At 62.2% G+C, this 12,215-nt stretch carries 12 protein-coding genes; 5 read left to right on the forward strand and 7 right to left on the reverse strand.

Annotated features, from left to right (window positions below):
- Positions 1-56: 56 nt before the first annotated feature.
- Positions 57-1,391 carry an MFS transporter gene (locus tag JAB8_RS13955; RefSeq protein ID WP_070290110.1) on the reverse strand — a complete coding sequence of 445 codons (1,335 nt, stop codon included), beginning with the start codon at positions 1,389-1,391 and terminating at the stop codon, positions 57-59.
- 124 nt (positions 1,392-1,515) lie between these two features.
- On the reverse strand, positions 1,516-2,430 hold the full coding sequence (nhaR, locus tag JAB8_RS13960; protein WP_070222547.1) for a transcriptional activator NhaR: 915 nt from the start codon (positions 2,428-2,430) through the stop codon (positions 1,516-1,518).
- 115 nt (positions 2,431-2,545) lie between these two features.
- Between nhaR and JAB8_RS13965 the strand changes: the two genes are divergently transcribed.
- The 5 genes from JAB8_RS13965 (at position 2,546) to JAB8_RS13985 (ending at position 6,015) form a co-directional block, all read left to right on the forward strand.
- A complete protein-coding gene (locus JAB8_RS13965; protein WP_070290111.1) occupies positions 2,546-3,619 on the forward strand; it encodes a DUF475 domain-containing protein in 1,074 nt (357 codons plus the stop codon).
- 131 nt (positions 3,620-3,750) lie between these two features.
- Entirely contained in the window at positions 3,751-4,326 is a 576-nt protein-coding gene (locus tag JAB8_RS13970; protein ID WP_070222543.1) for a TerD family protein, read from the forward strand.
- 73 nt (positions 4,327-4,399) lie between these two features.
- Entirely contained in the window at positions 4,400-5,095 is a 696-nt protein-coding gene (locus JAB8_RS13975; RefSeq protein WP_070290113.1) for a TIGR00266 family protein, read from the forward strand.
- A 39-nt stretch (positions 5,096-5,134) separates the two neighbouring features.
- Complete coding sequence (locus JAB8_RS13980; RefSeq protein WP_070290121.1) at positions 5,135-5,716, forward strand: TerD family protein; 582 nt, start codon at positions 5,135-5,137, stop codon at positions 5,714-5,716.
- 80 nt (positions 5,717-5,796) lie between these two features.
- A complete protein-coding gene (locus JAB8_RS13985; RefSeq protein WP_034784905.1) occupies positions 5,797-6,015 on the forward strand; it encodes a hypothetical protein in 219 nt (72 codons plus the stop codon).
- A 93-nt stretch (positions 6,016-6,108) separates the two neighbouring features.
- Here the strand turns inward: JAB8_RS13985 and JAB8_RS29525 are convergent, their stop codons facing one another.
- From JAB8_RS29525 to JAB8_RS14010, 5 genes are all read right to left on the reverse strand, one after another.
- Positions 6,109-6,606, reverse strand: a complete 498-nt coding sequence (locus JAB8_RS29525) for a zinc ribbon domain-containing protein (RefSeq protein WP_070290123.1) — start codon at positions 6,604-6,606, stop codon at positions 6,109-6,111.
- A 144-nt stretch (positions 6,607-6,750) separates the two neighbouring features.
- Entirely contained in the window at positions 6,751-8,391 is a 1,641-nt protein-coding gene (locus tag JAB8_RS13995; protein ID WP_070290125.1) for a patatin-like phospholipase family protein, read from the reverse strand.
- An 84-nt stretch (positions 8,392-8,475) separates the two neighbouring features.
- Positions 8,476-10,758, reverse strand: a complete 2,283-nt coding sequence (locus JAB8_RS14000) for a CPBP family intramembrane glutamic endopeptidase (RefSeq protein WP_070290127.1) — start codon at positions 10,756-10,758, stop codon at positions 8,476-8,478.
- Positions 10,755-11,480 (reverse strand): ABC transporter ATP-binding protein, encoded by a 726-nt coding sequence (locus tag JAB8_RS14005; RefSeq protein ID WP_070290128.1) that lies wholly within the window; start codon positions 11,478-11,480, stop codon positions 10,755-10,757. Before JAB8_RS14005 ends, JAB8_RS14000 begins: the two co-directional genes overlap by 4 nt.
- Positions 11,477-12,175 carry a helix-turn-helix transcriptional regulator gene (locus JAB8_RS14010; protein WP_070290130.1) on the reverse strand — a complete coding sequence of 233 codons (699 nt, stop codon included), beginning with the start codon at positions 12,173-12,175 and terminating at the stop codon, positions 11,477-11,479. The genes JAB8_RS14005 and JAB8_RS14010 overlap by 4 nt, the downstream gene beginning before the upstream one ends.
- Positions 12,176-12,215 lie beyond the last annotated feature (40 nt).

Here is a 12,215-nt window from a genome sequence, read left to right on the forward strand (position 1 = left end):
TTAGCCGCGCGCCCCGCCCGTGCAGGCGGGCGCGCGCGGCGGGTTTTTCGCGCTTTTCAGCCTTTAGCCGCCGTTTGCGGCCCGCCGCGCATGGCAAACACCATGACGGCCGAGACGATGGAGGGGATGGCGACGACGAGGAAAATCGTGCTGTTGGGCCAGTTCAGGCGGATCAGCTCGCCGCCGAGCACGGGGCCGATGATGGAACCGATGCGGCCCACGCCCAGGCTCCAGCCGATGCCCGTCGAGCGCAGGGTGGTCGGGTAGTAGCTGGCCGCCAGGGCGTTGACGGCGGGCTGGCCGCCCACCACGCAGAAACCGGCGATGAAGATCGTGATGAACAGGAACGCCAACGACACGTCGGGACGGCCGATCAGGGCAATGGCCACGGCAGCGACCAAAAAGCACGGCAGCAGGATGCGGCGGAAGCTGGAGCGGTCGATCAGCTGGCCCATGACGAGGGTGCCGATGGTGCCGCCCACTTGCAGGGCCGTGCCCGCCAGCACGGCGTTGGCCGTCGACAGGCCCGCTTCCTTGGCGATGGTCGGCAGCCAGTTGGACAGGAAATACAAGTTCAGCAAGTTCATGAAATTGATGACCCACAACAAAATCGTCATCTTGGCGCGGCCGCCCGTAAACAATTGCAGCACGGGCGCGCCTTTGTGTTCCTTTTCATGCACGACGTATTGCGTGTCGGCCGTGATGTTGACGGTGGGATCGATGCGTTTGAGCCACTTGGCGACTTTATCCAGCTTGCGTTTCTTGAGCACCAGGAATTGCATCGATTCCGGCAGCAGGAAGAACATCAGCACGCCGATGATCAGCGGCACCACGCCGCCCACGTAAAACACGGATTGCCAGCCGAAGGCGGGAATCAGCGCGGCGGACAATAATCCACCCAGCACGGCGCCCAGGGTAAAGCCGCACGAGACGAGCATCATCAGGGTGACTTTCTTGCGCAGGGGGCTGTATTCGCCGGCCAGCGCCATGGCGTTCGGCATCACGGCGCCCAGGCCCAGTCCCGTGATAAAACGGATCAGCTGCAATTGCTCGATGTTTGTTGCCAGCGGCGTGACCAGCATGCACAGCGAAAAGAAGATGGTCGAGCCGATCAGCACGGGGCGGCGGCCGAACTTGTCGGCCGTGATGCTGAAGACGAGCGAGCCGACCAGCATGCCCAGCAAACCCGCGCCGAACACGGGACCCAGGTTGGCCTTGCTGACATGCCAATCGGCAATAATGGCGGGCGCCACATAGCCCATCGCCTGCACGTCGAAGCCATCCATGATGACGCACAGCCCGCACAGGATCAGCATGCCGATCTGGAAGGAGCCGATCCTGTTGTTATTGATGAGATCGGGAATATCGATCGTCTTGCCTGCCGTGGACATGGTGATGCTCCTGTTTTTTTATGGTGATCGCGCCCTGCCGGCGAGGGAGGGGCGCGTGTTTGTCTCAGGCTTTATTACAATCGCTTTTGATTGATTATTCAAACGTTATTTTCGAATGGATTTATCAGCTTTCCTTGTGAATCTTTGGCTGGCCCTGGATGGCGGCCAGGATGACATCGAGTGCCGGGTGCATGATCTTGCGTTCGTTTGAAATGACATAAAACTGTTCGCGCAGGGATGAGGCGTCGCCGACCAGCACGGCGCCGAATTGCTCCTCGATATCGGCCGCCAGGCTGGCCGGGGCGAAGAACAGGCCCAGGCCCTTGCGGCCAAACGCGTTGAGCATGGCGTTGTCCTCGAATTCACCGACCACATCGGGCCGCACGCCTTGCTGCACCATCCATTCATCGATGCGCCCGCGCAAGGCGTTATTGCGCGCCGGCAGCAGGAATGGCGCGCCATGCAGGCTGTGCGGGAAGTTGTCGCGGTATTGTGCGGCCAGCGCGGGGATGCCGAACAGTTTCATGGCGCTTTCGCCCCACAGGTGGCTGGACACGCGCAGGCTGGCGCCGGCGGGCACGGCGCGGTCCGTCAACACCAGGTCCAGCTTGTGCAGGGCCAGGTCGGCCAGCAAGGATTCAAATTCGTCTTCCAGGCACACGAGCTTGACGGGCTGGTCCAGGCTGCGCGTGGCGTCCAGCATGCGGTAGGCCATCAGTTTCGGCAGGGAATCGGAAATGCCCACCGTCAAACGCATCTTTTCCGCGTCCGTATCGGCCAGCGCATCCTGCATCTGCTCGCCCAGCAAAAAAATCTGGTCCGCATAGCCGAGCGCCAGCCGGCCCGCTTCCGTCGGCACCAGGCGGCGTCCCTGCGGCTGCAGCAGGGAGCGGCCCAGTTCCTTTTCCAGCAGGGCCAGCTGGGTGCTGATGGTTTGCACGGCCAATCCCAGCCGTTCGGCCGCGCGCGTCACGCCGCCTTCCTTGGCGACGACCCAAAAAAAGTACAAATGGCGGTAATTGAAGCCCGTGGTTTTCATCGCGATATCCTATCTTCTGTTTTTACGAAGTAATACTTCCATTATCTTCTATTTTTAAATGTGTGACATGTCCCTATACTATGTTTCATTAAATCTAGATAACGGGGAACTATCGATGAAGCATTTCAGAGTGTCATTTCTGGTGACATTTATCTGCCTGGGCATTTCCGCCTGGTGGGGTTATACGCACGGTGGCGTGCAGACGATGCTGGCGGCGCTCGGTATCGCTGTGATCCTGGGCGTGATGGAAGTCTCGCTGTCGTTCGACAACGCGGTGGTCAACGCCTCGGTGCTGAAGAACTGGGATAAATTCTGGCAGAACCTGTTCCTGGGCGTGGGCATCATCATCGCCGTGTTCGGCATGCGTCTGCTGTTCCCGCTGGTCATCGTGGCGCAAGCGGCGGACCTGGGCTTGATGGAAGTATGGAATCTGGCACTGAGCAATCCGGAACAGTATTCGATGCACCTGACGAATCACCACGCGGAAGTGGCGGCATTCGGCGGCATTTTCCTGCTGCTGGTCTTCCTGAACTTCCTGCTGGACTCGGAAAAAGAAACGCACTGGCTGGGCCGCATTGAAGAAAAACTGGGCGCGCTGGGCAAGATTTCGTCGATTTCGGTGATGATCGCGCTCGGTACCCTGATGGTCAGTCTGTCGATGATCGAAGAAGGCCAGAAGCTGGTGGTCCTGACGGCCGGCCTGTGGGGTATTTTGACCTACGTGGGCGTCGATGTGATCAGCGGTTTGCTGGAAGGCGACAACGGCGACGGCAACATGGGCGACATCATCAAGCGCGGCGGTATTGGCGGCTTCCTGTACCTGGAAGTGCTCGACGCCTCGTTCAGCTTTGACGGCGTGATCGGCGCGTTTGCCATCACCAAGGATGTCGTGATCATCATGCTGGGCCTGGCGATCGGCGCGATGTTCGTGCGTTCGATGACGGTGTTCCTGGTGCGCAAGGGCACGCTCGACGAGTTCGTTTATCTGGAGCACGGCGCGCACTATGCGATCGGTATCCTGGCCGTGATCATGTTGGTCAGCATGAAGTTCCACATTCCCGAGATTTTCACGGGTCTGATCGGGGTGGCCTTCATTCTCGCCTCGCTGTGGTCGTCGATCCGCTACAAGCGCAGGATGGCCCTCGAAGAAGGCCGGATGGAAGCGCTGGAAGCGGTCAAGGCAGTGTAAAGAATGCGCGGCAAACGACTACACCCGTTTGTCGGCAAGTTGCAGCAAGCGTCGCCGCCGGCCTGGGGAGTCAGGCCGGTGGAGGACGCCAGGTGTTTGGTCATATACAACCCACATAGGAGAAATACATCATGGCAATCAGTCTGCAAAAAGGCGGCAACGTCAACCTGAGCAAGGAAGCCCCCGGCATTTCGAAGATGATCATCGGCCTGGGCTGGGATGCCCGCGCCACCGACGGCGCCGCGTTCGACATCGACGGTTCCGTATTCCTGTTGAAGGCCGACGGCAAGGTTCGCGCCGACGTCGACATGATTTTCTACAACAACCTGAAGTCGAGCGACGGTTCCGTCACCCACTCGGGCGACAACACCACGGGCGCCGGCGATGGCGACGATGAAACCGTCGTCGTCGACCTGGCCACGGTGCCGGCCGAGATCGACAAGATCGCCGTCTGCGTGACGATTCACGATGCCGAAGCGCGCAAGCAAAACTTTGGTATGGTATCGAAGGCGTACGTGCGTTGCGTGAATGCCAACGGCAACACGGAAATCGCCCGTTTCGACCTGTCGGAAGACGGCTCGGCGGAAACGGCCATGGTCTTCGGTGAAATCTACCGCAACGGCGGCGATTGGAAATTCAAGGCCATCGGCCAGGGATATAAAGGCGGTCTGGGCCCACTCGCAGCATCGTTCGGCGTCGGCGTATAAGTTGTAAATAATCAAGGCGGTCCGCAGCGCGGGCCGCCGCCATCACCATCATCGTTGAGGAAGGAACAGTTGAATGCCGGTTTTTAATGTAACAGGGGACGTCGACCCGTTTCTGCATGTGTCGCTGGCCAAGGGCGAGAAGATTTATTGCGAATCCGATGCGATGGTGATGATGGAAACCAATCTTGAGCTGAAAGGCAAGATGACGGGCGGCATAGGCGCTGCGCTGATGCGCACCTTTGCCAACGGGGAATCGTTCTTTCAGCAGCATATCGAGGCCATGCGGGGCGACGGCGACTGTCTGCTGTCGCCCACCTTGCCCGGCGCGATGCGGGTGCTCGAGGTTGGCACCCAGCAATACATGATCAGCGACGGCGCCTTCGTGGCGGCCACGTCTGGCGTGGAATTGAAGGTGCGCACGCAAAGCCTTGGCAATGCGCTGTTTGCCCAGAGCGGTGGTTTTTTCATCACCGAGACGGCAGGCAGCGGCCAGTTGGCGGTGTCCGGTTTTGGCGCGATGTCGGAACTGGAAGTGACGCCTGGCAAGGACGTGGTGATCGACAATTCGCACGTCGTATGCTGGGACAACCGCCTGCAATACGAAATTTCCATCACGACCGGCAGCAGCGGCGGCTTTCTGGGTAATTTGATCAATAGCCAGACCAGCGGCGAGGGTATGGTGCTGAAGTTTTCAGGCACGGGAAAAATCCTCGTGTGCTCGCGCAACCGCGCGGCCTTCCTCGCCTGGACGCAAAGCAAGCCGGCGTAACTAATATTTGATGTAACCAAGCAAACAGGAGCTATGCGTATGTCTGTCAATTTGAGCAAGGGCCAGAAGATTTCTCTGGACAAAGAAGCTGGTACCACCCTGACCCGTATCACCATGGGCCTGGGCTGGGATGCGGCCAAGACCAAGGGTTTCCTCGGTTTCGGTTCGAAGACGGAAGCCGTCGACCTGGACGCGTCGTGCGTCATGTTCGACGAGAACAAGGGCACGTCCGACATCGTCTGGTTCCGCCAGCTGAAAAGCAAGGACGGCAGCATTGTCCACACGGGCGACAACCGCACGGGCGCGGGCGATGGCGACGACGAACAGATCAATGTCGATCTGTCGAAGGTGCCGGCGCACGTGAAAAGCCTGGTCTTCACCGTCAACAGCTTTACTGGCCAGAACTTCTCGCAGGTGGAAAACGCCTATTGCCGCATCTTGAATGCGAGCAATAACCAGGAAGTCGCGCGTTTCAACCTGTCTGTGCAAGGTTCCCACACGGCACAGATCATGGCCAAGCTGTACCGCCATAACGGCGAATGGAAGATGCACGCCATCGGAGAAAACGGCAACGGTCGCACGTTTGACGACCTGATGCCCCAAATCTCAGTGCATCTATAAGGAGCAGTACGCAGCGGGCGGGGGACGGACCGGATACCGGCCCTTGTCCGCTGCTCTATTTTGAAGGAGAGTATGTCGTGATGCGATTGCTGATAGCCTTGCTACTTCCGTGTCTCACGTTTTTCATGCTGGGGCGCCCGCTGGCCGGTGCCGCCGCCTTGATCTTGCAGTGCACTGTGATCGGCTGGGCGCCGGCGGCCCTGTGGGCCCTGTACACGGTGAACCAGCATAAAACGGAGCAGGAACTGGAAGGTGCGTTAAGCCGCAGCTACATGCGCAGGCGTAGTCGCTTGATTTAAGGTCGAATGATCTAAATCAACCGGGCGCCAGGAATCCTTGCGCTAAAGCCCGTACGAGTGATCGTGCGGGCTTTTTTGTGCGCGTGCGAGGCGCTACTCATCGCTTTCGGCTGGGCATATTGCCGCTTGTGCGGCCTCTTGCGAGGACGTTTCCGCTGCCGCCAGCAGGGTGTCGACGGTGCTGGCGTCAACGCGCTTCATGTCTTTCGACCACGATACGAGTAAGGCGAAAGACAGCAACAGGCTGATCACGCCGATGACTAGCGTAAGACCGATGCCCCATTGCGACCACTTTCGTTGTACCAGGTTGAAGTGTTCAACACTTTGCCATTTTCCATTTTTCCAGGCCATCTCACGGCCTTTGATGCCCAGCCAGATGGCAACCCCGATGCCAACGTAGGGGATCAGTGCGAGTAAGCCTATCCACGTGCGGTTGCCGATCGCCCATATCCAGTTCAGCAGGAAGGCACCCCAGCTCCAGCCAGCCACACCGGCAGGCAGTGCCTCGGCGGCGTCACTGCGCGCGCCACAGTTGGCGCAAAAGTGCGTCTTGCCTTCCGCTTGCTGCGTCCCGCATGCCGTGCAAAACATGGGCTATCCTTCACGATGAATGGTGACCAGGCGGCTGCGGTGCATGGGTTTATCCCCCGCAACAGCCGTACAGTGCATTCTTCTTCGTCGACGTCATGGCTGTCTTGATTACAATCAAGAGTTACCCTTGTCGTGCCAGGCAGCTCACTTCTTGCAGCGTATCGGCACGTTCACGGAATTGCCGTCTGAACTCAAGTTGCGGTATTGCAAATCTTCGCTCTCGATGGCGAAGCGGGGCACGGCGTGCACGTAGCGCTGCTTGCAGACCGTGTCGTCATTGATCAGTTTGCCCGCCAGCATGTAGTCGCACAGCGCGAAGCGCGATTCCTCGTCGTCGAGGATCAGCACGCGCGCGGCGCTGTACAGCGCCGATTGCAAGACGTCCGGGCTGCAGTTTTCCGGGCCCGTCAGTTTCAGATGGGTCTTCGTCTGCGTGGCCAGGCGTTGGAGCTTGACGAGGGCGGCGCGCTCTTCCTTGCGGGCATTGTCGACTTGGGCGTCGCCGCTGGACAGGCGCAGCGCCAGCGAGGCGATCTGGTCGATGGAAATATGCCAGGCAAAGCCTTCGAGGCGCGTGCGGATCTGGCCGGGCAAAGGATCGGCCGCATCGACTTCGCAGCGGTACTGGCCCAGGTGGGGACGGCACAGCACGGGAATGGCAAAGGCCGAGGTGCGCTTGCCCTTGACGAATTTCTGGCTCAGGTCGCCAAAGTTTTCATGCGTGATGGTATCGAAGCGGGCTTGCCCAAAGCCCATCTTGACGAGATTTTCCTTGCGCTGGCGCGAAAACAGGGCATCGACGGCATCGTAGATATTCTTGTTGAAGATGCGGTCCAGCGGCTGGCGCTCGTCCGACATCTTTTCGAACACGGCGCTGGAATTGGGCGCGTTGGCGTCGATGGAAATGAGGATGAAGGGCTTGCTGTTCAGGCGCGGCGGCACGACGGCCATGTCGTTGCCGTACAGTTGCGTCAGGGCCACGTCCCACAGGGTTTCCACGCCCAGGTTGTCGGCCGCGCCGCCGTCGAACAGGTGCACGTAGGACGGCGATTCGCGCGACTCGGAACCGAGTTCCGGCACGAACGTATTTTTCGGACGGAAACGCTCGAAGGTGACGGAATCGAACACGCCGGGAAAGGCGGCCGAGGTGGCCACGGCCGTGGCCAGGCGGATATCCTGGATCGGCGAATGCAGGGTGCCGTAGAAATACTCATAAGAAAACACCACGCGCTTGCCGCCATCGGTGGCATCCGTCGCGTTGGCCAGGAAGATGGGGCCGTCGTGCGGCAAGTCCTCGTAGGTTTTCTTGTCGTACAGCACATCGTCGAACACGTCGGACAGGAAGGACGTGCGCGTCTTGTTCGTCAACAACATCGTCGTCAGGTTGGCCGGTTTCAAAATGGTCTGGCCGAAGAAATCCGTTTTCAGCTTGCTGCGCAGCAAAGGCCAATCCGTCTGTCTGCCATGCAAGGCATAGTAGCCGCCCGCGATGGCGCCGCCGGACACGCCGGAGATGGCCGAGGCGCCGCTGACGAGACCGAACTGCTCCAGCTGCTCCAGCGAGGCGGCCGAGAAATTGGCTGCGCGGCTGCCTCCGCCGGACAGGGCGATGCCGATGAAGTGGTCGTTGGGCATCGGGTTCTGGATGCGCGCCTTGGGCGCGTCGATGCGCAGGCGCGGGGCTTCCTGCACGGTGAACGTGCGGTTTTCCACGCCGCTGTTGGGGCGCAGGGCTAGTACCGTGCAGCCGCTCAGCAGCGCGGCGAGGATAAATGGTGCGAACAAGCGTGGCTTCATGCGTGATCTGTGCGTAGTCATTGGTTGGGATACGGACGGAAACGTGTGCGATTCTAGCAAACTTGCCGGTGATTAAGCATGCAGCTGATATGCGAGGAGGGCGGCGTTGTAGCCCGCGTGTACCAGCATGGGCGCCAGCAGCGCGCCGCTGCGTTCGTACGCGAGGCCCGCGCACAGGCCCAGCACGAAGGCAGGCAGCATGGCGGAGGGCGGATGCATCATGGCAAACAGCGCGGCGCCGGTGCCGATGGCCTGCCAGGCCGGCAGCGAACGGCGCAAGCCGCCCTGCAGCAAGCCGCGGAAAATGAATTCCTCGCACAGGGGCGCGGCCAGCACGCCCAGGGCCAGCAGCCACAGGCTGTCCCACGAACTGCCGCCCGCTGCCGCCGCAGGTGCTTGCAGCACGAGCGTGCAGGCGATGCCGCAGAGAGCCGATACGGCCGCGCCTGCCGTACCCCAGCGCCAGGGGTGCCGGCCTCGTGTCATGCGCGGCACGCCGGCCGTCTTGCTGCGCCAGTAGACCAGGCGCAGCAGCACATACGTGAGCACGCCAGCCACCTTGTCCTTGAGCAGGATCAACAGCAGGATTTGCAGAATAAAAAACAGCATGGCGGCGATCAGGCCGTCGGCCGCCGTCACCCTGGCCGGCGGCGAGGCGGACGGGTCGAGCAGGTAGGGCACTTCATCGCGTGCTTTTTGCCACAGGGCCACGGCCAGCGCCGCCGTCAGCACGACAAACACCAGTTGCTGCGCCAGGCTGCCGGCCGCCAGCGCGACGATGTACAGGCCGGTCAGCAGCAGGTATAGATACGTGTAGGCCGGCCGTATCTTTACCGCCGCCTCGGTGGCCAGCGGATCGCTGGCAAACACGCCCAGCGCCACGGCGATCGCCGAGTACAGGGGGATGCCGGCCAGGGCCAGCAGCATCAAACCCGCCATGTCCCACCGCCAGGCGTCTTGCCAGGCCAGCGCCGCGCTGAACAGGATCAAGGGGTAGAGCAGGGCCAGCGCGGCCCACAGCTGGGCTTTTTGCCGCAGCGCCTGGTCGACGGCGACGGGAAACGTGTACAGCAGCCACAGCGCGCCGCCTTCCTTGTTGAGGGTCTGGAAGGCCGACATCATCAGCACATAAGTGCCGAGGAAAAAGCCGGTAGAGGCCAGCAAGACGGGGCTGGAAAGCAGCTCGTGCAGGTCGCGCGCCTGGCCCGAGAACAGGGCCTGGCCACCGAGGATCAGTAAAGGCAGCAACAGGGTTTGCACGAGAAAATTGCGGTCGCGCAGCAGCAAGGTCAGCTCGCGGCGCTGGATCACCGTGCCGGGGCGGGCGCGCCACTTGCCAGCGGACTGGTTCGCAGGGGAGCGCTTGCGGCCGGCCTCGCGCTGGCCCGCGCCCACCACGCCGTGGCGCAGCTGGCGGCGCAGCAGGGCCATGCCCAGCAGCATCAAGCACAGGCATTGCGCCAGCAGCAGCACGGCCGGCAAGGCCGCTGCCGCACCTCGGGCATTGAGCAAACTCACCAGCAGGCCCGGCGCCGTCCAGCCGGTCCAGGCCGGCATGGCCGCCGCCCACGCGTGGGCAAAGCCGCCCGTGCCCATGCCGAACGACATGCCCATATACATGGGAAACAGGCCGGCCACCGACAGCAGGGCCTGCAAGTTGCGCAGCTGCGCAGGACTGAGCGACAGGCGCAAGCCCGTGTCGATCAGGGTACGCAACATGGCTGCCAGGGCCAGCAGGAGCAGGCAGGCAAACAGCCCCGACAGCGGCGAAAACCAGCCCTGGCCCGAATACCAGGCGATCATGGTGGTGCCGGGCCACAGCACCAGCAGGCCGAGCGGGTTGACCAGCGTGCGTTCGAGCACGCGCGCCCACAGCAGGGTGCCCTTGTCGACGGGCAGGGTGACCAGCCATTCCAGGTCCCAGTCCGGCTTCGACAGTTCTCCCATGCCCAGCGGCAGCAGCAGGCTCACCAGCCACAGCAGCGCCAATTGCAAGGTCAGGGCGCCCGCCAGTGCCGCACTGAACGGTTGCTCGATCAAGTGGGCGATGACGGGCGCCATCACGCGCTCGCCTGCCTGCAGGCTGCCCTTGGCCTGGCAAACGGCCACCTGGTCGAGCAGGCAATGCATGTTCAGCAGGTTGTGGCGGGCGATATTGCCGGAGGCAAATAGCATGGGCAAGACCAGCAGCGCGCCCAGCAGCCAGCGTCCTCGTTTCTTTCCTGGCGTGGCGGGCCGGCTCTTGCCTCCCCGATGGAACGCCAAGCCCTTGCCGCTGACGTTGAGCAGGCGCTGCAGGCGCAATCGGGTCAGCAGCCAGACGGCGCGCCAGGCGGTGGGTGGCGCCGGTGTCATGCGGTGTCGTCGGTGAGTTGTAAAAAGAGGTCTTCCAGGCTGCCGTCGCTGGACAGCTGCTGGCGGATCTCGTCCAGGCTGCCCGTGGCGACCAGGGCGCCACGGTGGATGATGGCAACCCGGCTGCACAGTTTTTGCGCCATGTCGAGCAAATGCGTGGACACAAAAATGGTGGTGCCGGCCGCGGCGATGCGCAGCAGGCGTTCCTGCACGTCGCGCGACGCACGCGGGTCGAGGCCGTTGATCGGTTCATCGAGGATCAGCACGGCGGGATCGTGGATCAGCGCGCACGCCAGGCCCAGCTTTTTCTTCATGCCCAGCGAATAATTGACGGCGAAATCCTCGCTCGCCTCGTCCAGGCCGAATTCCGTCAGCAGACGCGCCGTGCGCGTGGCCGCCTCGGCACGTGGATAGCCATGCATTTCGGCCACGAATTGCAGGATTTCACGTCCCCGCAAATAATCGTAGAAGATGGGATTGTCGGGCAGGTAGCCCACCTTGCGCTTGACGGCGGCGCCATCGCGGTGGCAATCGAGGCCATCGATCAGCACGCGCCCGCTGCTGGGCACGAGGATGCCCATCAGCATGCGGATGGTGGTGGTTTTACCGGCCCCATTCGGGCCCAGGAAGCCGAAGACCTCTCCTTTGCCCACTTGTAAGGTCAGCGGCTTGACGGCCTCGAACGTGCCGTATTGTTTGGACAAACCTTCGAAGCTGATCATGGTGCCCCCAGGGCGGCCAGCAGGCGCCGCTCGCCATCGGGCGTGAGGCGCAGGGCACGGCTGTCGAGTTCGCGCTCGGCCCAGCGCCGGCGCAGGGCCAGCTGCAGCAGGGCCGCCCCCAGCGCCCCGCCCAGGTGGGCGCGCCGTTCGCTCCAGTCCAGGCAGGCACAGGCAAAGCGGCGGCGCTGACGCTGCAATTGCGGCACGTCGATGCCCAGCGCCGCCATGCCGGCCGCACCCGCTTCCGACAGGCAATATTCGCCTTCGCCATCATCGTCGAGCAGCCAGCCTTGCGCGTGCAACTGGTCGTGCATGGCGACGGCGACCGTGCCGGCCATGTGGTCGTAGCAGGTGCGCGCATGGCGCAAGCGGTCCGGCGTGGAGGGTGTAAACGGCGTTGCGGGCACGCCGGCCACCACCAGCAGCGCTTCCAGCGCCCGCGCCACCTCCGTACTGGCCAGACGGTAGTAGCGGTGCTTGCCCTGCGCCAGCATCGACAGCAAACCGTCGTCGCGCAAGCGCGCCAGATGGGCGCTGGCCGTCGAGGCGCCTACCTCGGCCAAGGTGGACAATTCCGTGGCCGTGCGCGCATGGCCATCGAGCAGGCTGCACAGCATGCGTGCGCGGGCCGGTTCGGCGATGGCGCCGGCCAGTTGCGCCAGGCCCATGTCGGCCGAGGGAAGTTTGTCATCCATGATTCGTCCGTGGGCGAAGTGTTGTGGTGGAAGGACCAGC

It is taken from the genome of Janthinobacterium sp. HH106 (genome assembly GCF_001758725.1).
Taxonomy (GTDB): domain Bacteria; phylum Pseudomonadota; class Gammaproteobacteria; order Burkholderiales; family Burkholderiaceae_D; genus Janthinobacterium.